Below are 23,951 nucleotides of genomic sequence, written 5' to 3'. Positions count from 1 at the left end.
AAAGCAACCATGCAGAGCACATAAAAATCCTCAATACAGATAAAAAATTACAGGCGGACCTTTACCTTTCGATATGCCTGAGAGAAACCAATGAAATTAGCAGGGATATTTGGTTATGATTTTATAATTTATCTGCAGGCCAGAATAACTTATCGAATTTCCCGTTATATGGACTGAAATATGGCCGCCTCACTTATATGCATAACATTTTTATACATATACTGTTTAGTATTCGAATTAGAGGTAAAAGCTGACAGGCAAAATCGACAGTTACACGTTAAAATTATTTGTATCAGTGATAGCTAGCCCAGCAATGAAATGCAATCAAAGTCACTACTGGGCCAACTTATACTTCTCTATTCTACCGCGTAGCTAAAGTCCCCGTCCTCCGTTGAGGAAACCTTAATTGCCTTAACCTCTTCGCCACGTGCCATTTTATCTAGGCACTGGCCGGCCAACTCAGGCAACAGCGTTTTATTTAGAATAACTTCAATATTACGGGCACCGGTATCAGCTTCATGACAACGAGCGACAATATTAATTAAGACATCCTCATCATAGCTAAAGGAAGCACCATAATGCTCATGAACTCGCTTCTCAATTTTGCGCATATTAATTTTGCAGATTTCTACCAGATTCTCATCATCTAGAGGATAGTAAGCAATTACATTGGCTCTCCCCAGGAATGCAGGCTTAAATTTTTGCAACAGATGCGGGCGGATATTATCCATTAATACATCTGGCTCGGGCTTCTCTTCAACCTGGTTAAATATAGCCCGAATAGCATCCTCGCCCGCATTAGAGGTCATAATGATAACGGTATTCTTGAAATCAATATCCCGCCCTTCACCATCCTTGATGGTACCTTTATCAAAAAGGTTATAGAAAATATCCTGTACGCCGGGGTGCGCCTTTTCCATTTCATCCAATAGAATTACAGAATAAGGTCTACGGCGTGCAGCCTCAGTAAGAACACCACCTTCACCATAGCCTACATAGCCGGGAGGAGAGCCCAAGAGCATGGAAACCTTATGCTCTTCTTTAAATTCCGCCATATTGATAGTGGTAATATTTTGCTCACCACCAAATAGCTCATCTGCTAAAGCAAGGGCGGTCTCGGTTTTACCGACACCACTCGTACCACAGAACATAAAGACGCCCACGGGCTTACGCGGGTCTGTTAGACCTGCACGAGAAGTGCGAATGGCTTGAGCTACAGCTTCAATAGCATGCGGTTGCCCAATAACCCGCTTATTCAAGCGCTCAGACAGCGTTTTCACCGCAACAATCTCGTCGCTCACCATCTTTCCAACAGGAATTCCGGTCCAGTTTGCGACAACAGCAGCAATAGCTTGCTCATCCACCGCAGGCTGCATTAGCGGAGTGTCACCCTGAACAGCTTCCAAATCTGCTGTTAAGCTCTTTAGCCGTTGCTGATAGTCCGCTAACAGTGCTTCATCTGGACTTTCTTCTCCACCCTGAGCCTTCATAAATTCACTATCAATTTGATCGCGAAGCTCTTGGATCTGCTCGATCAGCTCATTCTCTTTAACCAGCTGCTGTTCCAGCGTTTCCAGGCGCTGTTCTTCTGAGGCCTTGAAGGCTCTCAGTTCTTCCAACTGCTCCTCGTGCTCTCCCATTGCAGCATTTTCGCGCTCAAGTTTAGCCAGAGTCGTACTAGTGCGCTCAATATTGATACGCGCATCTTCAATGGCTCCAGGGGTTGCCGACTGGCTGAGAGTCACCCGAGCACAGGCCGTATCCAACAAGCTGACGGATTTATCTGGCAGCTGGCGCCCAGGGATATAGCGATGAGATAATTTGACCGAGGCGATAATTGCCTCATCCAGAATTCGAACTTTGTGGTGCTCTTCCAGAGAGGCCGCAATGCCTCGCATCATATCAATTGCATTGCTCTCGTCGGGCTCTTCAACTTTTACTACCTGGAATCGACGAGTCAGAGCGGGATCACGCTCAAAATATTTTTTATACTCTGCCCAAGTTGTAGCCGCTAAAGTGCGCAGCTCACCCCGAGCCAAGGCCGGCTTCAGCAGGTTGGCCGCATCACCCTGCCCCTCTTTACCACCAGCACCAATCATCGTGTGTGCTTCATCGATAAATAAAATAATGGGGGTTGCGGAAGCGCGTACTTCTGAAATTACAGATTTTAGACGATTTTCAAATTCACCTTTTACACTCGCGCCCGCTTGGAGCAAGCCCAGGTCAAGGGTGCGTACAGCAACACCACGGAGTGGCTCAGGCACATCACCACTGGCTATGCGAAGCGCAAAACCCTCAACAACCGCTGTTTTACCAACACCCGCTTCACCAGTCAAAATCGGGTTATTTTGACGGCGACGAGTCAGGATATCGATGCACTGGCGAATTTCCTCATCGCGGCCAAGTACCGGGTCAATCTCCCCTTTTTTTGCTCTTTCGGTCAGGTTGATCGTGTACTTATCTAATGCTGGAGCCTTAGAAGCTGCTGCTGCAACTGCTGCCGCGCCATCACCCATATCCGCTGTAGCACTAATGTGGCTGGACTCACCACTCTGCCCAAACATTGCTCGCGCGGTTTCACGAATTGATTCCGGGGCTATTTCTTTCAGCTCGGGACAAGACTCGAGAATCTGGCGGCGGGAAGTCTCTTCCAATAGCAGCGCGGCAATAAAGTGCCCAGAGCTGATTGCTCTATGCCCATAATCAATAGAAGCCAGCATCCAGGCATTCTTTGCCGCTTCTACGATGGTAGGAGAGAGCGCTGGGGGACGGCTGCTACCGGCCCGAAACCTTGCTATCGCAGTAGCTAATTGCTTGGCGAAGTTGGCGGGATTACAGTCGTGCTTTTCCAGCAAGTGGAATAAATCTGTATCAGACTGGTCCAGTAACTTCAGCAACCAGTGTTCCAATTCAACATTATACTGATTTTGTGACAAACATAGGCCGGCAGCGCCCTCAAGTGAGTCGCGCATATGCGGCGTCATGGTATCAACCAATCTCTTCAAATCGACATTGATCACGTTGACTATCCTTTCCTAAATAATGTTATTAATTTTACTTATGCAGCAGGCAAAGCTTCATCGGGTGAAATATTATCTGCACTCAAGGTAATCTGGACTAACCTATCACCATCTTGCTCACTAGCCATATGGGTATTCCAGCCCAGTAAAGGTTCATTGTCAGCTTTTCTACTTAACTGCACAGGGGCTACCTGGCTAGTTAAAAGCGTCACTGACAACTCAAAATCCAACTCAATACCAGCACTGAAATGTATAAATTCCTTAAGCGCTTCTAACTTTTTAGTTCCTGGAGCAATCGTCATAAATTGCTCATAAGGAATAGAATCAATAATTACTCGAAATTTGTTCTGCGCTTGGAAGCAGTGTGTCCCAAGAATTGCATTAACGCCCAAACAGTTGTTTATACCTTTGGGTGCCTGAACACAAGGTAGGCGACACAAGATATCATTGGGCAATTCATCCCACTGCCCCTGAAACTGCTCTATACGCACAGATAAATCAAAATAATGTTTAATCATGCCGGATAGAGCAGTGGCCGAACAGCGTCCACTGGAAAGATACCCCCCCATTCCCACCAGAGCTTCATCTGGTATCGGCATCCGGTAACGCATCTCACTAGTACCAAGCCCTGCCAGAGACGCAAGTGCCTGAGTAAATTTATCAGGAGCGGTGGAGTTTTGCAGGCGCTGCCGCTCATAGTTCACCGGCAGCTGATACTTATGCCAAGCTTGGTAAAAAAGTGAAATACTGCGGTGATTAAACATGTCGATAAAATCACGAAGTGCAGTATTATTCTCGCGTAGTTCCCTTTGCACTAATTCGGTTAAGTAATAAGGCATTACCCCCTGGCTACCGATTAGACCTGTGAACCCCACCTCCATATGCCACTGCTGAGAATTCTCTTCGCCGAGCTCTTCACCCTCGACGGTATCTTTCTCTAAACGCAGAACATCCGAGCTTACAAAAGACAAACCAGATTGGGCACTAAAGCGTATAAACTCTTTAGCCGGTGGAGCTGCACTTGCTATTGGCTCTTTACTAAAATCGGTACCAGCCAAATGGACCGCACGCTCGACCAGCCTTACCGCTTGAAAAAAATCAAAACTATAAGGCTCTCGGCGCAATCGTTCGATTACAGTAAAGCTTTTTCGCCGGCGCGAGGTGGCCATCGTTTCAACTCTCCATCTCTGCCACTCATCGTAGCAATCAGTTTTGTAAACGAATTAATCGAACAATATAGCCCCAAAAAACGCTCTATTATGCTGGCAAATAATAAGGGGCTTGTGCCATTCAACATCATCGAATCAAGTTCAATTTCAACCTCTGTACCGCGACACAAAACTACGCTTTGGTCTATCTGAATAGGTGCAGTAACAGGTTTTGTATTCAGCTTTAACAGCGACTCAATCAGGTTACGCGTACTTGCCGAGTCGCGAAAATCATAAAGCCTAAAAATTTCTTTTAATGCGTTGCAGCCACCCGCTCCTGACAGCGACAGGTGATTAAGATTGAGATGAGAGATCAATCGCCAATATCCCCGCTCTCTTCGCGGTGGTCGTAGTGTTGCGGTTGGAGAAACGACACAGCTAATTCTAGCTGTGGGCAAATCGCCATCAACAACCTCAAGGTAGGGTTGTGAATTTCCACTAGGCAGTTTCTTAGCCAAATTTCGATTACAGCAAGTCAGCTTAATATCTAGCGTCTGATCACTAATTCTGTGAGGGTTGAAATTTAGATCAACCAGGTTGATATCAATTTCAGACGCCTGCTCATTTCGGTGCTCACCCTCGATGACATCTCTGCGACGACTAAACCAAAATGCCGATTGGTCATCGTGATATTGGCTGTGCTGAATACCATAGAAAGGTCGATACTTGGTTGTCTCACCATCACCATCAGTAGCCGCAACCTCATCAACAGAATATATTTCCAAACCATCTCTGCGACGCGCATCGGGAATAACATGATAACTATACTGGGCGTGACTGAGAGGAATTGGATCTGCACTTTGCTGAAATAAATTTACCGCCGGAGTACATCCCAACGCAAACATGCTAGGACTTAACTGCTTTTCTAGCTCTTCATGGGTTTCAGACAGATAAAAATAGAGATTTAACGTATCCCCATAACTATCATTCAGGGCTTTACCAATATTTAATATATCTAAGAATAGAAATTTTTCTGGGAAAGCAAAATACTCTGTTAGCAGTCGATAGCCAATAAATGCCGTATCGGGATATGGCAGTAAACCCTCATCCGGGTTAAGCCCCACTTGACTGATTTCATCTGCTGAAAGAAAAGTTGGCTTTGGATCACTTTCTCCACTGGCCACAACCAATTTTACACACTTGCTCAAAAGCAGGTCATACAAACTATGAATGTGAGATGGCTGACCGCGCAGGAAAAAGCGCAACTTTTGCGGGCTCAACTCGGAAAACTTGATACTTGGACTTAACGTCTTCAGTGAAAGCTTAAGAACCGCATTCGCCCCCTGGACATCATTACAGCCTGGAGCAATAAATGGTCTAGGCATCAGACTGGCGCTAACCGCCTGGAACGGACAAATTTCCGCCGGGTAGTTGGTCGTAAAGCGACAGGTTTGCCCCTGAAAACTGTCACTTTCCAATAGAGTATTTTTTTCTACTGGGGTTATCGCATCCAAATCCTTCTCTGGTTCAAATTGGACAATAGCACAGGAAGGTATAGGGCGAAGATAGTGAGGATACAGCGTCTCCAGCATGGCATCGGTTAGCTCTGGAAAGTCATCGCTGAGCTTTTGCTGCACCCGGGCATTCATATAAGCGACTCCGGATAGCAGTCGCCCTACCAGAGGATCATCTACCGTGTCTGCATCCAACTGGAGTCTGGATGCCGCAGCAGGGTGCATTTTTGCAAACTCAGCAGAGGTCTGCTGAATAAATGCGAGTTCGCGCTCGTAGAGATCTATTAATTTTTCACTCATTACATAATCTCAGACACGTCTACCAGCTGGGTAACTGGGTTGAGTGCCGAATCAAATACAATAATTTCTGATGCCGGATTTACATGTAACATTGCTTCAACACGAAAACGTATACTGGGATCCTCGACATCCACTTTATCTTGGGTAGTTACTTTGACTGAACGTATCCTTGGTTCGAAACCCAATATAGTTTTTTCTATATCCCGGCAGAATTGCTTGCGGCTAATTGCTGAAGACAGGTTTACCGTCGACAAATCCGGTAAACCGTAGTTGATATTTGATTGCTGTAAATTTTCATGGGTACTGGGTGCGGAAATACATTTAAATCGCGTATTGAACAAATACTCCAAATCACGACGCACCCCCTCTCGCAACTGCCTTAACACTTGGTGAGGTTGATGCACATCCAGCCTGCTGGAAGATTCTAATAAGCGATCCAATACCGGAGCCAGTAAACGTTTTTCTCTCGCCATAATCGTTAAGAACCTCCAACGCCAATTGTTGCCAATGCTGTTGTAAGCTTCAACTCGGATACAAGGTGGTCAACGGTATAATGGCTCTTGAGATGGATAACACTTTGATAGCTACCCGCTTTACCTGGCTCATCGCTAACTTGAACACGGGATTCCCGCAGGGGATATCGAGCCTGCATTTCCCAGGAGAGGTCATCTCTGCCTGTTGTATATTCGTTAAGCCAGCTCTGTAATTGTCTTTCACAATCAGCGGCATTCATATAGGCACCGACCTTATCCCTAATCATTACCTTGATATAATGAGCAAAACGGGAGGCACAAAGTATTTGCTGAAGCATAGAGCTAATACGGGCATTAGCTGTAGCAGCCTTGGAAGTATATTGTTTTGGTCTTTGCAGTGACGGTACACTATTGAAGGCACTGTATGGGGTATCATAACAATGATTCAAACATACATAACCCAATTCACTTAAATCCCGCTCGGCGAAATCAGTAACCAGAATTGAGGTGGACATACGGATCATTCCTGGTGTGCTATCTGGCCTATAAGGCATCATTGGTAGCTGAGTGACTAAGCCTCCCCCCAGGTGATCACGTGCAACGCCCCGAATGTGGGAAAACCATCCAACCTCACTAAACTCCCTCAGCAATACAGCCCCCAAAGCAAAACAGGCATTACCCCATAAATAATTATGACTATGGGACGCCCGCACCTGCTCTTGAAATCTCAACCCGCGATATGAAGAGAACTCTTCATTGTATGGTTCTCTTAACAGGACTTGCGGCAGGGTTAAAGCAATAAAGCGGCTATCTTCCAAGTCCCTGAGGCCGTTCCAGCGAATATATTCCTTTTGACGGAATACCTCGGAGAAATTGATAGGTTTTGCCAGCTCGGAAAAATGATCTATACCAAATAGCTGTGGTGCGACTGCACACACAAATGGTGCAAATGCTGCGGCGGCAGTATGTGCAATACCCTGTAAGGTAAACACGTCATCATAGGGATGATCGGGCAAGGGGCGGTGCGATACGTAGTAATCCCCCAGCAATAAACCAAAGGGTTCCCCTCCAGGGGTGCCGAACTCTTCGTTGTAGACCAAATGAAATAGGCCTGACTGGTCAAAGTCCGGGGCCCGCTCGATATCCTTGGTGAGATCTTTCCAACTGGCATCAAGGAGTTTGATTTTAATACTCTCAGAGTGAGGGGTGTCGAATACCAATAGGGACAGCCCGCGCCAACTCGCTTCAAGCCGTTGGAATTTTTGGTGGTGAATTATACAGTTTAGTTGGTCGCAAATAATTTCATCCAACTCACTAATAACTCTACTAAGGTACTGACGAACAGAGTAATTTTCTCTATTCGCACAGGGGCATAATTCCGTTAACCAGTATTCAAAAGCAAAAAGTTCATCCGGTTCCTGTAGGAATTTGCGTAGTTCATTCTGCTGCCCTTTCGCCAACTTCTCCGGTAAAACATCAGATTGCTCTTCCGATATTTTGTCATGTGCTACACGGGGCACCGGCATACTCCAACAAGAATTATTATTTAAATAAAGTAAAACTTCGGCCTTGACCAAGGCCAGGTGAAGAGAGGACCCACTCTACCGAGCGGGTCCAAAGCATTATCCCGCAGACGGGATATTTGCCACCATACGCAAGGATGTTGTTAACTCTTCCATCTGCAACCAGGGTTTCAGATAGGCAACAGCACTGTAAGACCCAGGCTGACCCGGAATCTCTTTTACCTCTACGCGCGCCTCAGAAAGCGGATATTTAGCTTTCATTTCAGGGCTGGCATCGGGGTTGGAGTTAGTGTACTGAGAAATCCACTTGTTCAACCAGCGCTCACAGTCACTTGCTTCCATGAAAGAGCCCACTTTATCGCGAGCCATTACCTTGAGGTAGTGCGCAATACGGGAGGTCGCCATCAAGTAAGGCAGGCGTGCAGAGATAGACGCGTTGGCAGTTGCATCCGGGTCATCGTACATTTTGGGTTTCTGTGCAGTTTGAGCACCAAAGAATACAGAGTAATCGGTATTCTTATAGTGACACAGAGGTAAGAAGCCCTGAGCACTCAATTCTGCCTCGCGGCGATCGGTAATACCGATCTCGGTGGGGCATTTCTGGTCGAGGTCACCATCATCACTTTTAAATACATGAGATGGAAGGCCCTCTACTTTACCGCCACCCTCAGCACCACGGATAGCGGTACACCAGGAGTTCTCGGCGAATGCTTTCGTCATGGTCGTACCCATAACATATGAGGCATTCATCCAGCAGTATTGATCGTGCTCTGCTGGACGCGAAACACCACTTTCATCAACTTCGAACTCTTCGAAGTCAAAAGCCTCAATCGGCTTGGTGTTAGCACCGTATGGAGTACGGGCCAGAGTGCGCGGCATTACCAGGGATACAAAACGGGAGTCGTCGCTATCGCGGAAACTGCGCCACTTAATATATTCGGCAGATTCAAAAATACCGCCCAGGTCTCTCGGTTTGGAGAGTTCTGTGTAGTCATCGAAACCAAACATGCCGGCACCGGCTGCCGCAACAAACGGACAGAAGCCCGCTGCTGCAACGTTGGACATCTTACTTAACAGGTCGATGTCCTCTGGGTGACTGGTGAACTCGAAATCACCAATCATGACACCGTAAGGCTCACCACCGGCAGTGCCAAACTCTTCTTCATAAATTTTCTTGAAGGTCTGGCTCTGATCGAATTCAACGGCCTTATCCAGATCGCGGAACAGCTCACGCTTGCTCAGGTTGAGCATGCGGATCTTCATGGTTGCGCCAGTTTCAGAACTCATTACCAGATGATTCAGGCCTCGCCATGATCCTTCCAGCTTCTGAAACTTCTCGTCGTGCAAAATAGCAGACAACTGCTTGGACATAGCCTTGTCAATTGCACTAACAGCCTTCTTGATGGTCTGAGTCAGGTTACGGTCCCAGGTGACCGTTCCCTTCATAACTTGCTCAGTTAAATTCGCAAGTAGGTCTTGCGCCTCTTGAGGCTCAGTTTGTTTGGTTGCGGCAATGGCTTGATCCAGGAGGCTCGCTGACTGCTCTTCAGCTTCACCACCTGCAACGCTTTCTACTTCAGTGCTCATTCTGAATCTTCTCCTTTATCCTCACCCAAACCCAGCTGTTCAGAAATTGCGCTGACATTTTCAGTACTCTGGAGGATATCCTCAAGCACCTTCTCAAGCTCCTCTGAACGATCAGCTTTACTCAGTAGGTCACGCAATTTACTGCGAGCCTCAAGCAGTTGCTTGAGCGGCTCAACCTGTTCAACAATTTTCTCAGGAGAGAAGTCATCCATATGATTAAAGTCGAGATTAACAGCCATTTTGCTGCCGTCATCAGACAGAGCATTCTCTACCTGAAGGTTCAACTTCGGGTTAACTTTACCCATAACATCGTTGAAGTTATCGCGGTCAATTTGAACAAACTTACGCTCTTTCAACACCTTGCGGTTTTCGGTGTTATCACCAGAGTAATCACCCATAACGCCGGCCACAAAAGGAAGCTCTTTCTTAACTTCGGCCCCGTTAGTTTCGACATCGTAAGTGATATGTACACGCGGCTTGCGCACACGCTTAAGTTTATTGTGGATGCTTTCAGACATCTAAGGTCTCCTTTCCGACTTTAGGACTGCTGTTCTTAGTTAATTATCAATTACCAACCATCATTGTTGTTGGATTCTTGCGGTTCACGCCAACCCTCATCAAGGGCAGGCTCAGATACACTCTCACTCGGTGTATCTGCAGCAACCGCTGGAGCTGATGAAGTACCAGCTGTAGTCACTGGTGGGGTTATATATTTTTGTGTATCCGTGCCATCGAGACGAACACCCGTCAACTGCGAGTAAAGTGCCTTTGACTGATCATCGGGCAGTAGCTCCGACATCAGTTCTGAAACGGTCATGCGTCCCCAGCCTATCAACCGCTCCAGGCCCGGAGCCAGCGGCGTATGAGGCTCGTAGGTACGGAAGTACTTTGCCGCCTGCTCGAGTAGTTTCAGAGCATCTTCCCTGGAGACTACCGGGCCAGTTGGTACAACTACGGCACTTGTAGACACAGTAGCAACTGCGGGCCCCTCTGTCTGGGTCCCACCGCCCGTAAGCTCTTCGGAAGATTCCGGCTCCTGCGCAACTTGAGTCTGCTCCAGCGACTCCAACTTAGCTTTATACACAAAGCGGCTTGTTCGCAGTACCTCATCCAGTAGGGATGAAATATTAGTGGTGGGAGGGGCATCGTGGCCACAGCTCTGACGCAAATTGTTATTGATTGCCTTGAAGTACTCAAGTGCCCCTTCAATAGTTTGAATCAGGTTTTGTGCCCATTCGGCACTCGCACTATTTACACATTGCTCAACCTGTTCGAAACTGTAGCCCAGTGTCTCTATGCGGGCAGTTTTCGCATCCTCATCCGTTAGCTTGTCAGCATCCCGGGCCTGCTGGAACTGGAAGAATGAGAAGTCCCCATAATCCCCCTCTGGAGTAATAGCAGCACTGCGAATTGGCATCATCAAGGTGCCATCACCGCCATCACCATTAAGGCCCGTTAAGGGGGCAACCTTGGTTTCAAGGCCGTCTTCATCGGGCAGGGGGTACAGGCCTTCCCAATGCTGCTCTACCAGCGAGTCAATCAGCTGTAAGCCATCTCTAAGGCCGACAAAGCCGTGCAGGCGAATCAAGGCCTCGGTATACCAACTGGCAACTTCTAAGTCTTTACTCTTTTTACTGAGGATATTCTCAGCCACTTTCGCTACATCTCGCCAGGGCGCTAGCAAGTCAGTATCTGCATCATCAAACATTGCAGAGCGCTCAGCGGCCCGCGCACTGTTGCGCGCATCTTTGATCGAGTAGTAGTCAGAAGTTGGCGAACGATCCTCGCGGATATCTTCCCCTACGGGGTTATCCTCTGAGATTGGAGCAACTAATTCATCGATATTTATCGTGTTTGGGAATGCCATCAAAAAAGGCCCTTAAACCAAATCAAATCAAATCCTTTAATCAGAATTCTGAGAAGAGTACACGTTGTAGCTATCTAATCAAGGTAAATAGTACGCTTAATAGCTATTAGCTTGAAAAAACATAGACACTTGACCATTTTACGCTATTTATTTTTGTTAGATTTTGGCTTCTTATTCCAAGCTATTACATAGGAACTACGGTTGAATCGCAACTGTCTACGCTGGTCACAACTTTAAAGGTGGCCAGGATATGTAAAAACTCGGACCTACTCTTTTCAAAACCCTCCTGAGAAGACCATAAAAATACAGAGTAGAAACTACTCTGACACTGGAAAAATGTGACCAGATAGCGGACCGGGGTGTTTGCAACATCAGCGCACATTTCATAAATATGACCATCTCGGCGATTACCCATCAAAGGCTCGGGCCCCGATATCAGAACCCCATCCTTCACCCGGGTTAGACATTGCTGTATTTGAGCCCTGCCAAATTGTTCAAGCGATAATTGTTGGGGCAGCTGACTTCGATCCTGCCTCAATACAATCAAATAACGACTTAACTCTGAGCTTCCCGCCTGGATCACCGCCTCCCTATTCAGGTTATTAAATTCCCGCCAACCGGCAGGGACACCAATAGAGATTGCCCCCCCTACACCTTCCAGAAACTCAAGCACTGGCGGCAGCGGGGGATCGCCGCAATTACTGGACTTTTCAGTACAGTGTATTAAATGATCACCCAGACAGAGCTGCGTATGCCATCCAGCCTCCCAGAACTTTTGCATAAGTTGATATGCTTCTGTTCTATTATCAGTCGTTTTAATTTGCGATTTTACCCCGGTCAAAAGTCCCTTAATCTGACTAAAATCCAAACCAAATTCACGCCCCAGTGCAGCTATTGCATATCGCCGCTCTACAGAGCCCCTTATCCTCCCAGTGAAAATTATCCGGTAAGACATATCAGTAACCTTAGCTTCCTGCTCTGATACCTTTTTAGTCAACCAGGGCCTCTGATACACCCAATCTGATCTCAATCAGGTTGGGTACACTTTCTTAGCCAGACGCCCTGGAGTAATCAGTGATTAGTAAATAAAAATAAAACGCTAGCGTCATATCAATGCAGCGTTTTTGCGTGATTTTTTTTATGTAATACGCTCAAATTTTCTGACTGACGCAAGGAAAATAAATGTGCATAAATAAAGGGCAGGCAACCTGTATCACGCAACTTCAAGAAATCCGCATCCCCAAGCTTGCCCAGTTTTTCTTCCGAAACGCAATAAACACCCCTGAATTTATGCTTGACTCCGCCTGGCAGATCTATATTTATTTCTTTTTCAACCAGTAAATTTAACTGCTGAAGAAACTCCACAAATTTCCACGCCTGCAATTTCTGAAGGTGTATAGTCTCCAGGCGACGCTGATTATCCAGCAGGTACTTACTGGGCTGTCCATTGCGCTCAAATAGATTCTTGCCTTGAGAAGCACTATCACCTACAGACAATAGGGATGACTCAACACAAACATAGGCACTGGAAAGATCCCCCTGCCTGTATTTCAAGCCAAAAGGGTAACTGCGAATCGCTAGAGGGATATAGTCACTCTGCCACTGCCCCTGCTGCCAAAAAAGATTCTCACCCGGCTTCACACCCAACAGCGCACAACTTCCCAGCTTTCCCGTCTCTTTCGACTTGGTAAATATAATGGGGCAAGCACGCGCTATCGCCGCAAACTCTGGCAGTACAATTGGGCAAATATGTAAATTTTTACTATGCGAAAGATCAAATTCAAGCAGTCGGCAGCTGCGGTGCTTTTTTTTATCCAGAATGGTCAGCTGTCTCACTTTGCGCTCCAAAATCCTAGCTCATACTCTGCTGCAAACGTACGCCCAACATTGAACTGTAAAGTTCTGGGCTCGGTAATGACGAGCAAAGTAAGGTTGTAGGTGCCACGTGTTGTGATCCTTCACTCCACCAAAGACTATAAGTGGGATAATTACTCTTACTCATCTGCCCCAGCAAACCGGCAAAACCCCTCTCAAGACTGTTTGACAGCCCACTGGCTACAATAAAGTCTCCCTGCGCAGAGGGCAGGGAGATAATTCCAGCTCTTTCTGGTGGGGCACTAAACGCTTCACATAGCTGGTCTGCATGCAGCATATTTTGCAACGCTGTAATTGCCAGTTCAGACAAGCTCTGAAACCAGCTTTTGGCATCTGACATAAAGGCAAAAGCATCCACCACCGGGGACAACGGAGCGGCAAATGTCAGCGGAAAGTATCGCCCTACACTGTCTACACTGGGCACTAACACACCCGCCCACGCATGGGTATCGATAATCCCTTTACAGTGCACAAATCGCCAAATCGGACTAGTCAAATAATAATCCAACCACTCCTGACCTGCGAGTTCACGGGAACCAAATACCGCACGCTGCAGCCAGCCATCCCACACGGAGACAAAGCTACCGGGGAGTTGCCGCTGCACGAAATCCCCGTGCCCCGGCAACTTACCAAAAATACCTACTGTATTTTGCAAATCACTTACTCCGCCTACAGCGTCTCGGGGCACCGATAGCCGCCCAGCAAGCTGCGATCAAATGGATTGTTTACATTGGATGCAATTAATTTAAATTGAGCCTTGCGCCCCTCCTCAGAGAAAGTCACAAAATGCTCCGCATTACTCCGCCCGGCCTGCAGGTCTGAGCTGGCCAGCAATCTGTACCAGGCCCAATCCCCCTCAAAGTGTTTGCGGTGTACTGTTTCATTCAAATCCTCAAAAATGATTCGTACACGATTACTTTCACCGCCTCGCCAAGTCAACCTTTTAGTCGTCTGTGGACCATGGGAATAGGAAACTCGCTGCTCACCCAGTTCAAGCTCAAACTGACGGACACCGTGATCCAGCTTTGTCGGCTCAATACGGAAGGAGTAAGAGGCCCCTTCACCGGCACTAAAGAAGGTTTTGCGAATACGTTCTGCTCTACGCAACTGAGAAAGCGCGTTGCGTGAAAGGCTGATGCCCTGCCCTTCGACATACTTAATTTGCCAGTTTCTGGTATCCACGAATGGCTTTAGATACTGGTTCACAAACTGCTCTTCAATACCGCCCGGCTTAAAGTACTGATTAAACTCCATAACCGGTACTTCCTGCTCACGACTACTACGCAGGGGATATCGGTTTGCCAAACTATTGCTATAGCTTTGGTATACCTCTTCGCGCCAAACCCGATTGATATGCGCTTTGGTCTTGGCCATCACCAGCCCCCAAGCGCTATCGGCAATATCGGTCAACCACTGGTCAAAGGGCGCGGGCGCATTGGCCGCCTTGACCCTGAGCTGCTTAATAGCGTCACTACCACCGGCAAAACGCGCCTTGGCACGGCCAAAAGCGGCCTGATTAGAATCGGGAGCACTATCAATCTCAGTCAGGTACTCCTGAATTTGGTTGATCGTTGTCAGATACTCCTGAATTCGAGCAGGTCGGCCCTTTTCGCTCTGGGTAATTCGCTGAATCTCTTCAAACCTAACATCTACAATATTGGGTTTATAGTGCTCCTGTAGGGCTCCAGCAGCCTGGCCCAATGCAGCCTGACCCAGCCTGCGGGTAGTACTGGATACCGGCAGCGGAACTCCAGAGGCATCAACCGGAACCTCCGGGCGCAGAGTCAGTCGAGTATTATCAGAAGCAATTTCCGTAATCGCCAGTAATGGTGAATAAATCGGATCAGACAGTTTGGACAAAACATCCAGTGCCTGTGAAGTGCTGCCGAACCTCTGGATTTTGAACCCGCCGAGGAAGCTCTGCCAGCGCTGTAAGTACTCACCCAGGTAGATCCGCTTTACTTCCTCACCGAGTTTTTCCCGGTCAGCTTCCGTAAAGTCCTCACCATTCAGATCCCCACCGTAAATCCAGCGCTCCTCTGCCATGTTTGTCATTAGCTGGGAGTCTGCACCAAAATCCAACTCTTTATAGCCAGCCTTGGTGTAGAGGAAGGGAGTAGTAAAGCGTGGATTACGCGCATCCATACCAAAAATCTGCTCAGTATCCCCGCCAATTTCCTGGTAAAGATCTACAGGGGTCAGTCCGAAATCACTGTTTTGCAACTGGGCAAACAAGCGTTGCGGGACCGGTATACGGCGCAATTGTTGTCTTGCGCGAGCCACCACTCTCTCATTTTCTTTAAGTGAACTGGGCAGAGGTTGCGCAAAAAGCTGATCGAGGTGATAGCGCAATTCTTCCTGTTGCGCCGCCTCTCCTGGCAACTGGCGCTCCCAGCGAGCGGTGTAATAATCCTCAATCGTCTTAAGATCCAGCTTATCCGTATTGAAGAACATCAAGTAGGTTTTGAGTGTACTGACCAGAGCGGGATCACTGCTGCCGAGGCGGCTGAGGTCAGTTTCAATATCGCGCAGCAAGGCGGGGAGGTAAATAGTCTCCAATTTATGTCGATAGAGCTCATTCGCTGCAGTATCGATCCTGGTGTCATATAGGCCCAGGTTACTAATCCACGGGTGCTCCTCGCGTTCGTAGACTGCACTGGCATGCTTGAGGGGCTCCAGTAACTGCAGGGCATTAACAGACGTAATACTTTTACCTTTTAGCTCCTGCTCTGCGCTTTGGTAGGCGCTAAGATTGTCGCGAACCTCACCCATGGATAATTTATTCTGCGCGAGACTGCCACTCCATAGGAAAAGGGCACCGACAAAGCTGCCTCCCAAAGTGGCAAAAACGCCTCGGCGCAACCAGAGATTCGCCGACTCAATGCGTCGATTAACCCCCACCAGTTCAGCCTCAGGGAAAACGACATCCTTCAGCAGTCGATTTAAGAAAAAGCTCTTTCCAACCCCCTGGAACTTGGGGCCTACGCTGCGCTCCAAACCAAAGTCAGCCGTTACCGAAGACATCATACGGTCGACCGGGCTGCCCTCTTGAGTACCACTGGTAAAGTAGACCCCCCTGACCATTGGTACCGTTTCATAGCGATTGGGGCCAAAAGTCTGTTTGACAAAATCGGTAAGGATCTCGGTCAGGCTTTCCATGCGGGCGGGGAAACCTTGCAGTAGCGCCCGCTTTTCTATGTTTCTCTCTTGGTGAACACGCCATAAAACGCGCTGATTCAAACGCTCTATCAGCTGTTCAAATTCCGCTTTAAAGTTGTCGAGGGGAGCACCAACTGTGGCATTCGCTTCACGGGGAAAACTCATGCCCCAGACTTGTTCCCGCTCAGCTTGAGAGAGGTTGTCGAAAAACTCAGTAAAACCTGCAACCAAATCGCACTTAGTGAAAGTGAGATAAATAGGAAAGCGTATACCCAGCTCTTGCTGTAGTTCATTAACGCGCTGGCGAATAAGTTTGGCCTGATGCTGACGCTGCTCCTCTGTTTGCACCATTAGGTCCTGCAAACTAATCGCAACCAGGGCGCCATTAATCGGGCGGCGACGGCGGTATCGTTTTAACAAACTCAAAAATGCCTTCCAGGCACTATTATCGTAAACCCGATGACTATCTTGGGTGGTATATCGCCCTGCGGTATCAATTAAAACCGCATCATTGGTAAACCACCAATCGCAGTTCCGGGTGCCACCCACACCGCCGAGGGCCTCTTTACCGTGACTCTGCGCCAGGGGGAACTCCAATCCAGAGTTCACCAGGGCTGTTGTTTTACCGCAACCCGGAGGGCCGATAATGACGTACCAGGGAAGTTGGTACAGGGACACCTGGCCTTTTTCGGATTTAAACCGCGCACTGCGCAATACACCCATGGCTTCGCGAAAGCGGCCAGAAAGAGCGTCTAGCTCCTCCCGCGAGCGCTCTTCGTCGGGATCTGCCGACTCGGCTTCTTGCGACTCCTCAATACCTTTAATCAGGGCCTGATTTTGACGCCGCTCTACCAGCCACTGGCTAACATTCCACACCAGCCAAATAGCAAAAATAAAAACAATAACGGTTAGGCGGATAGAATGAGGAATTGTGGCGTTATCACTGCCAAATTTAATGTAATCAGCCGCAAACCAAATAAATAGGGACAGAGCTGACAGTCCAATGAGCCCCAGTACCCACTTATTGGTAAAAAAATTACGCAAACGTTTCATGAATTGCTCCATCTTCCGGGATATCGATAGTGCCCCGGATCAATATCAGCCCGAGTGTTAGCCGTCCCCCTGTGGAGACTCATTATCACTCTTGGACAAATCTAGAATTTGGTCTGCGACCGGTGTCGTCGTTTCATAGAGCCACCAGCGATAACCACTATAAGTTGCAACTAGCAACCCCAGCACAACACTCATGATCACCCACAGGGGAATGTAGTGGATCAGTCGGGATTTTCGCTCTACACATCCCTGCCAGCGCGGCGAAAGATCCCGGTCCATCGGCTGCTTGTGCTGCTCAATGGTTCTATAGAGTTCATCGCGAATTTGCTCTATTTGTTCGTGTCCACGCTGCACCAGGCGATACTTACCTTGGAAGCCGAGGCTTAAGCACAGATAAAAGAGTTCGAGGAGCTCTAAGTGACTCGCAGGTGTTTCCAGCATGCGCTGTAAAATGGCAAAACACTTCTCTCCACCAAAAGTCTCTTGGTGGAATAGGCTGAGTAAAGAGTGCTGACTCCAACCGCTGGCGGTGCCCCAGGGGGTGGTCAAAACCACTTCATCCACAACGGTGCAGAGCAGGTAACGGGCAGTCAAAACTGACTCGGGTGTTAAGGCGAGTCGCTTTGCTTCCTGTTCAAAACTCTGGATCTCCGTGGTAAGACGCTTGTGCAGGTCTGGCACATTAGCATGATTCATTGTTGTGCGTAATTTAATAATTACGCCTAACAATTTTGAGGCCGCTGATACCAGAGGATTGAGGCTATTGCGTACCTGAACCTCAACTGGGGCATCCTGGCTAGCAAAAAATTGCGGCTGAGCTTGTGCTGCCGCCGGTGCTGCCGCAGCACCGGGGGTGGGAATCAAAACGGTTCTATCGCCGGCATTGGGAGCATGCGGCGGAGTAAAATGGTTATTACTCATATCAATTGTTCCTTACGGCCCAGAGTTCCATGGTCAACCCAGGGAACTCGGCACCAAGATGTACCGCAAAACCGCCCGAGCGGGTCATGGCCTGCCATAACTCTCCGCTCCGCTCGACTTCAAAATAAGTAAACCCGGCGTGGTATGGGATTTGTCGCGGAGCCACAGGCAGGGGGCGCAGAGACAGGCCGGGCAACTGAGCGGAAATAAGTTCTCTGACAGCCTCGACAGGGGCAAGTTTCGCCTGGGTTGGAAAGCGGCTGCGCAAAAGATCACCGGGCATATCTGCTTTCGCAGCCATAATAAAGCTGGCCGTTTTTAATAGTGAAGGATCGGTTACTGGCGCAACATAAATGCCAAACTTGCGCTGTACCAACTCCATAGCGATCGCTGTTTGCTCCAGCACTGTGGAAAGAGACTGCCTCAATGCAGAAAACACTCCTGCAAAGCTCTGCTGTAAATCTTCATGGGCATAGGCTGGAATTTCCGGGGGGCGTTTCGACGCTGAAGTAAAAGTCGAAAGCTCACCGGCCAACTGTAGCAGTTCGAGAAATAAGCTGTGCGGGTGCAGGCGAGGCTGAGCTGTAATCTGTTTTAACAATGGCTCAAAGCGGTTAATCACTTGCAACAATAAATAATCGGCGATTTCTGCCGAGCCACTCCTGCCACTGTCACTGAGGCGATGCCCAAGAGCCGTGCCACGGTGATCGAGCAGCCCTTTAACTTCTTCAATATAAGCATTGATTACCGGAGAAGTCTCCGCATTTAACAGCGGAGGAATATAGTCCGCATCCAGTTCTACCGGTTTTTCCGGCTGGCGCTCCTTAATCCGAGCAACACCAATGGCTGCATAACCACTCAGGTCGTCACTGCCCAACTTCAAGCAAGCTCTTAATTTGCCCACCTGAATTCGTGCGGACTCACCGGATGATGCCGCACTATTGCGGGCATCAAAATTTGAGGCTTGATAGCGCGCCTGCGGAAAGTCCTCTTGGTCCCGAATAGACTCCTGACTGCCTGGACGCTTCATTGGTACACACAGGTAGACTATTTCATCGCGGGTATTCACCGGAACGTCCAGAACGTCCGGCAAATGCTCGTTTTCAGGGGCTAGTATCGGTGTGCCATCGGGGAAAACCGCTTTGACTCTCGATAGAGAAATTTTTCCCATCGATAAGGGTTCACTGTCAATCGCCAGCTCCACAAACCCCCAGGTATAAGGCCCGAGCGACGCTGTACGCGCTTCGACAAGCTGTTCGAGATAGCGATCCTGCTGTTGAAAATGCTGAGGGCGCAAAAACATGCCCTCGCTCCAGATCACTTTATTGTTTGCCGACATAAATGTTCCTTAGACAAGCTCGCATAATATTTCCGAGGCACAATTTTTTGCCCTACTGAGCCCGCTGCATATCAGGGAGCGTTTTTTTCATTCTTTCGTAATCTTCTTTGGAGATTGTCACTGTATCTCCATTGCCATCTTCGCGATCGCGACTAATCAGTTTTGCCCGGCGACGCTTGGCAATATCATCGGGGGTACCAATTCGAGTATCGGCAAGCGACACCTCATAGGTATTCTTTTTATGGTCTGTAACCGGTAAAACCATTAATGCCTCGGCATCCTGATACTGTACAAACTCAGCCAAAAGCCCGATATATTTTACGTCTGGAGTCAATGCCAGCTCTTCGATACGCTGCTCTCCAGGAGCAAATTCTTTAAGAACAACAGTGCCAAGCAGATCTTTACCGAGGCGGGACTGCGCGTTTTCGTACAAATTAAGAAAATCTTCCCGGGCAAACTGGCGTTCATCCGCGAGCATAAATACTCGTATCACGACGGGCGAAGCGCGGCCATCATCATCCGGGTTCACATCATTTTGTGTATCCACAACCAATTCGAGGCTGGTATCCAGATTTAAAGTTCGCCTTGTTGTTTGACAGCCGACAACAGCGACGGCTAAAACTGCAATTAAACCGACCTGAAATAATTTTTTAATCGACACAAGCAACTCCTTCTTTTCCGTCAATTTATTAATTTTTAATACTTCGCGCATTTTTTAACTCTGATAACTGATTCTCATAAGTCACTGCAAATTCATCACCAAACAACTTGCGATAGCAATTATCCGGATCAGCTAGCAACTCCCGATAAACTGCAGTGAATCCTTCCCATTTTTTGGCATTTTTATTGGAAAAAACACTGGAGGTATTTCCCAGCCTGCGCTCAATATTTTCCGGGCTAAAGAATTTGAGCATGGCGCTGTAACCGGCTCTCATACCAGCCAAAACCGCAACTTGATGATCTGATAAATCATCAAAGCTATCTTTTACCGCCTCAGCCGGATTCATAAACGCACCGGTACCGGCAAACATAGCCTCCAGGGCGTCCCGCTCAGTCACACTAAATTTCAGCGGATTATTGGCTTCCGTTTGAATCATGGTTCTCTGCACGCGCAGCTCATTCTTAATGCTGTTTCTCGCACGCAAAAGATCAATCAGACGAGCCACTGTCTCTCGCACAATTTCAGCGCCCTGCTGGTCAGCCTGCTGCAACTGAACCGGATTCATATTTAAACCCAGCGCGGAGGCTAAAACACTGCCCCCAGGGGAGCCAGTAACAGGAGGCTCGGGCAAGTGTGAGAACTGTTGCGCCTGGGTAGCCAGGTCCTCCGGTGAGGAAGCCTGCCCGGAACCAAACCCCGGGGTGCCATTCACTTGCTGTCCCTCCATCGCAGCAAAAGAGTCTGCGAAGGAATTGTCCTGCATGGTTGGAGGTACTAACTGCTGATTAAAAGTCGGGGGAGTCTGCCCGGTCTGCCCGGTCTGCCCGGTCTGCACTGGCGGAAACTGGGAATGCTGCTGCATTGGCGGCAACTGGGAATGCCGCTGCACTGGCGGAAACTGGGACTGCTGAGGCTGCTCTATTGGCGGCAACTGGGAATGCTGCTGCACTGGCGGAAACTGGGACTGCTGAGCCTGTTCTATTGGCGGCAACTGGGAATGCTGCTGCACTGGCGGAAACTGGGACTGCTGAGCCTGCTCTATTGGCTGCAGCTGGGGCTGATCGAACTGTGACGGCGGTATAGAGTTCCCCACAGTTTGCTGCGGCATCTCCCCCAATCCTCCTGCTGGGGGTCGAGGCACCAACGGAGATTCTGGCTGTAAATCTGTCTCAGCAGCAGTTTCCAACACCTGCGAAGGATTTACCTGCATCGAATGCTGGTGGGCTGGCACGTGATCTTCTTCGCTACCCTCTTTCCACCACTCGTCATCGGAGGACCACTGATCAGCAGATTGCTGCTGGCCCGGGGTGCGCAGGAGGCTACCCAGTGATGATTCTGGCGCGCCCCCGCCCAGGCCCGGTTGCTCAAAGGCGAGGAGCGGGTCTAAGGAGCCCGATTGCCCAGTGATAAGGCTGTCACTCGTTGCTGTATTAACTTGACTGCTAGCCCCTATCGACCCCCACTCCCCGGTTTCAGAAGTATTGGCGGGGGCACCGGACCCCGGCACAAGATAACTATCCAGCTCCTTTGCATCAGCTTGGTTTTTCATTTTTGCCATAGCATCCGCACTGAATGTCGTTCGATCTGAATTATCGAAAATATCTGAACTACCCAGGCCTTTAGGAAGATCTCCCTCCTCTTTGGGCTTGCGCACTGAAACTTTTAACTTATATTCCCCAAGAGCGATTATATCGCCCTCTTTTAACGGGACTTGATTGCCCTTTCCTAACGGATTTTCCGAGTCGTTGTAATAGGTACCATTGGTACTAGTATCCACTAGAAAATACTGGTTCTCAGCAAAGCAAATCTGAGCATGCTTTGAGGACACCACTCGATCGGGATCGGGCAAAACCCAATAATTATCGGCAGAGCGACCCAGACTGCCACCAGCTTTCGTGAACAGTTTTGTATGTTTAAGCATATTGGCGCCGGAGGGGTCAGCCAATACAGATAGAATTAGATCCATTTATTCCTGACTCACAATAGTGGTTTATTCACAGTCTTCAGGTAAATTTGTTGCCTGTGCAACGCTATAAAGCCCTAGCCGCTGACACTTAAGTCCAGGGGCCCTTGAGTGTACCGCCCCCCAGGGAGGTAAATCGAGGCAAAATTACCTGATCGCGCCCCTGTACTGAACGCAGAGTACTAAGACCAGCCTGCATAAACTTTGCCGCAGACCGATCTGTCAGCAGTGCTTCTGCACAGGGGGTCAACCACTCACCATGGGGTAATTTGCGCAAGTGAAGAGGCAAATTTTCATAGCTTGCAGATGACGGGGGCTGCAATTTGCCAGTTTCAGAAAAATCCTGGCAAACCCCTAAGGCCAATAGGTAAACACTGTTTCCCCAGAGATAATACTCGTGGCCCTGCTCAGGGGTTAACTCTTCAAAATTAAAACACTCTGTAGTCGAGGTATCTTTTCCAAAAGGAAGCCTCAACATAAACCGGGGAGCTGCCAGCGCCACATGCTCACTCGCCGAGTACTCACGTACCGCTTGCCAACTTTCCGCGAACTGGTCACTCAGGGGGTAATACCAATCATCAGGGTCCACAGAACCCGATAAATTGGGACAACCTGCCAGCTTTGGATCTCCGCCCAGCAAAAGGGCGCTGTCCGCTGCCTCTGCGATTGTCGACAAATCTATCAGCAGATGCAGGTCCCGCTCGTCATCGGTAATAAAATAATCCCCTATGACCAAGTTATAAGGGATATTTCCGGATGCGGTTTCACGCTCAACCAGTAATTTAAATACCTGTGATTTTTCCAGGTCATTTTCGGCCTCAGCAAAGTCGGCAAGTAGCTCTTCTTTACTGACGTCTATCAAGTAAAAATCCAGATTTTTGTGCTCTTCGACACGCCTCAATAGAAGCTGCAGGCTCAGCCAACTGGCCTCCAACTGGCGAAAATCACTGTGATGCATCAATTTTCGCATCGAATCCGAAGTCGCCTCAGCCAGTGCATCCAGGTACTCAGCCTGCCGGGGGTCCTCACTTTTCTGTACAAAGGGAGCCACAATATCTTTGATCAGCCGGTCAACCTGGAAAGTATTCTGACTTTCTCTCTCATTGCGCTCACGACCAGCGGCCAGGATTGCATCTAAAACGGACTGTTCACTACTGTGCTGCTGCAGCTCTGGCTGAGCCGTCAGCTCTGGCTTCCACTGCTGTATCTCCTCCGCAGCCTGTGGGAACTGGCGCGGATCGAGCAGTCTGCGCTCCAGCTCGATAAACTTCTTAAACAGCGGCAAACGGCTATACAGGTAGTCCGGATGCAAATCATCAAAGCAGGGTAAGCCCAGGGGGCGATCCATGACCGGCAGCTGTAAACTCACCCCGAGGTCGGCAAAAACACCCTCAAAGGTATCCCGGTTCAGCAAATATACCCTGCGACTGGAAATCGTATCCGGCTCACACTGACAGCGGCTCCCTCTTCCACTGAAGTCCCCCAGGATAGCAACTTTTAATCTATCAGTGCCTAAATCCATAACTGGTTTTTCCTTATTGTTATCAC

The 23,951-nt window shown here is 48.6% G+C and carries 17 protein-coding genes; all 17 read right to left on the bottom strand.

The features are described from left to right. Positions 1-356: 356 nt before the first annotated feature. The 17 genes from tssH to ACJJIK_RS16375 all read right to left on the bottom strand — a co-directional run bounded on the left by tssH (position 357) and on the right by ACJJIK_RS16375 (position 23,925). Positions 357-3,020, bottom strand: a complete 2,664-nt coding sequence (gene tssH, locus ACJJIK_RS16455; protein WP_444929365.1) for a type VI secretion system ATPase TssH — start codon at positions 3,018-3,020, stop codon at positions 357-359. A gap of 38 nt (positions 3,021-3,058) precedes the next feature. Next, a complete protein-coding gene (gene tssG, locus ACJJIK_RS16450) occupies positions 3,059-4,189 on the bottom strand; it encodes a type VI secretion system baseplate subunit TssG (protein ID WP_444943359.1) in 1,131 nt (376 codons plus the stop codon). Next, the gene (tssF, locus tag ACJJIK_RS16445; protein ID WP_444943358.1) at positions 4,153-5,982 is read right to left on the bottom strand and encodes a type VI secretion system baseplate subunit TssF; all 1,830 of its coding nucleotides are present in this window, start codon (positions 5,980-5,982) and stop codon (positions 4,153-4,155) included. The genes tssG and tssF overlap by 37 nt, the downstream gene beginning before the upstream one ends. Next, complete coding sequence (gene tssE / locus ACJJIK_RS16440; protein WP_444929362.1) at positions 5,982-6,455, bottom strand: type VI secretion system baseplate subunit TssE; 474 nt, start codon at positions 6,453-6,455, stop codon at positions 5,982-5,984. Before tssE ends, tssF begins: the two co-directional genes overlap by 1 nt. A gap of 5 nt (positions 6,456-6,460) precedes the next feature. Next, entirely contained in the window at positions 6,461-7,975 is a 1,515-nt protein-coding gene (tssC, locus tag ACJJIK_RS16435) for a type VI secretion system contractile sheath large subunit (RefSeq protein WP_444943357.1), read from the bottom strand. Between the two features lie 102 nt (positions 7,976-8,077). Further along, positions 8,078-9,565, bottom strand: coding sequence for a type VI secretion system contractile sheath large subunit (tssC, locus tag ACJJIK_RS16430; protein WP_444929360.1), 1,488 nt, complete (start codon positions 9,563-9,565; stop codon positions 8,078-8,080). Then, on the bottom strand, positions 9,562-10,083 hold the full coding sequence (tssB, locus tag ACJJIK_RS16425; protein ID WP_444929359.1) for a type VI secretion system contractile sheath small subunit: 522 nt from the start codon (positions 10,081-10,083) through the stop codon (positions 9,562-9,564). The genes tssC (ACJJIK_RS16430) and tssB overlap by 4 nt, the downstream gene beginning before the upstream one ends. A 50-nt stretch (positions 10,084-10,133) precedes the next feature. Next, on the bottom strand, positions 10,134-11,432 hold the full coding sequence (tssA, locus tag ACJJIK_RS16420; protein WP_444929358.1) for a type VI secretion system protein TssA: 1,299 nt from the start codon (positions 11,430-11,432) through the stop codon (positions 10,134-10,136). A gap of 184 nt (positions 11,433-11,616) precedes the next feature. Next, complete coding sequence (locus ACJJIK_RS16415; RefSeq protein ID WP_444929357.1) at positions 11,617-12,213, bottom strand: hypothetical protein; 597 nt, start codon at positions 12,211-12,213, stop codon at positions 11,617-11,619. A gap of 329 nt (positions 12,214-12,542) precedes the next feature. Continuing rightward, positions 12,543-13,268, bottom strand: coding sequence for a SapC family protein (locus ACJJIK_RS16410; protein WP_444929356.1), 726 nt, complete (start codon positions 13,266-13,268; stop codon positions 12,543-12,545). Between the two features lie 16 nt (positions 13,269-13,284). Beyond that, complete coding sequence (gene tagF, locus ACJJIK_RS16405; RefSeq protein WP_444929355.1) at positions 13,285-13,962, bottom strand: type VI secretion system-associated protein TagF; 678 nt, start codon at positions 13,960-13,962, stop codon at positions 13,285-13,287. A 14-nt stretch (positions 13,963-13,976) separates the two neighbouring features. Then, on the bottom strand, positions 13,977-17,519 hold the full coding sequence (tssM, locus tag ACJJIK_RS16400; protein WP_444929354.1) for a type VI secretion system membrane subunit TssM: 3,543 nt from the start codon (positions 17,517-17,519) through the stop codon (positions 13,977-13,979). Between the two features lie 57 nt (positions 17,520-17,576). After that, complete coding sequence (gene icmH, locus ACJJIK_RS16395; protein WP_444929353.1) at positions 17,577-18,440, bottom strand: type IVB secretion system protein IcmH/DotU; 864 nt, start codon at positions 18,438-18,440, stop codon at positions 17,577-17,579. Position 18,441: 1 nt separating this feature from the next. Continuing rightward, positions 18,442-19,779, bottom strand: a complete 1,338-nt coding sequence (tssK, locus tag ACJJIK_RS16390; RefSeq protein ID WP_444929352.1) for a type VI secretion system baseplate subunit TssK — start codon at positions 19,777-19,779, stop codon at positions 18,442-18,444. Between the two features lie 52 nt (positions 19,780-19,831). Next, a complete protein-coding gene (tssJ, locus tag ACJJIK_RS16385; protein WP_444929351.1) occupies positions 19,832-20,491 on the bottom strand; it encodes a type VI secretion system lipoprotein TssJ in 660 nt (219 codons plus the stop codon). Further along, positions 20,469-22,406, bottom strand: coding sequence for a type VI secretion system-associated FHA domain protein TagH (gene tagH, locus ACJJIK_RS16380; RefSeq protein WP_444943356.1), 1,938 nt, complete (start codon positions 22,404-22,406; stop codon positions 20,469-20,471). Before tagH ends, tssJ begins: the two co-directional genes overlap by 23 nt. Before the next feature lie 88 nt (positions 22,407-22,494). Beyond that, positions 22,495-23,925, bottom strand: coding sequence for a type VI secretion system contractile sheath domain-containing protein (locus ACJJIK_RS16375; RefSeq protein ID WP_444929349.1), 1,431 nt, complete (start codon positions 23,923-23,925; stop codon positions 22,495-22,497). Positions 23,926-23,951: the final 26 nt, after the last annotated feature.

This window comes from Microbulbifer regidiadema (SeqCode), assembly GCF_052466995.1.
Note: the sequence above shows the minus strand (reverse complement) of the source record. Positions and strands in the feature narration are given on the sequence as shown.

Excerpts from the sequence above, each read along its gene's own strand:
- tssC (WP_444929360.1), bottom strand. The coding sequence starts at position 9,565 with ATGAGCACTGAAGTAGAAAGCGTTGCAGGTGGTGAAGCTGAAGAGCAG.
- tssF (WP_444943358.1), bottom strand. The coding sequence starts at position 5,982 with ATGAGTGAAAAATTAATAGATCTCTACGAGCGCGAACTCGCATTTATT.
- ACJJIK_RS16415 (WP_444929357.1), bottom strand. The coding sequence starts at position 12,213 with ATGCAAAAGTTCTGGGAGGCTGGATGGCATACGCAGCTCTGTCTGGGT.
- tagH (WP_444943356.1), bottom strand. The coding sequence starts at position 22,406 with ATGGATCTAATTCTATCTGTATTGGCTGACCCCTCCGGCGCCAATATG.
- tssM (WP_444929354.1), bottom strand. The coding sequence starts at position 17,519 with ATGAAACGTTTGCGTAATTTTTTTACCAATAAGTGGGTACTGGGGCTC.
- ACJJIK_RS16375 (WP_444929349.1), bottom strand. The coding sequence starts at position 23,925 with ATGGATTTAGGCACTGATAGATTAAAAGTTGCTATCCTGGGGGACTTC.
- tssG (WP_444943359.1), bottom strand. The coding sequence starts at position 4,189 with ATGGCCACCTCGCGCCGGCGAAAAAGCTTTACTGTAATCGAACGATTG.
- tssJ (WP_444929351.1), bottom strand. The coding sequence starts at position 20,491 with ATGCGCGAAGTATTAAAAATTAATAAATTGACGGAAAAGAAGGAGTTG.
- tssB (WP_444929359.1), bottom strand. The coding sequence starts at position 10,083 with ATGTCTGAAAGCATCCACAATAAACTTAAGCGTGTGCGCAAGCCGCGT.
- tssE (WP_444929362.1), bottom strand. The coding sequence starts at position 6,455 with ATGGCGAGAGAAAAACGTTTACTGGCTCCGGTATTGGATCGCTTATTA.
- tssK (WP_444929352.1), bottom strand. The coding sequence starts at position 19,779 with ATGTCGGCAAACAATAAAGTGATCTGGAGCGAGGGCATGTTTTTGCGC.
- tssA (WP_444929358.1), bottom strand. The coding sequence starts at position 11,432 with ATGGCATTCCCAAACACGATAAATATCGATGAATTAGTTGCTCCAATC.
- icmH (WP_444929353.1), bottom strand. The coding sequence starts at position 18,440 with ATGAGTAATAACCATTTTACTCCGCCGCATGCTCCCAATGCCGGCGAT.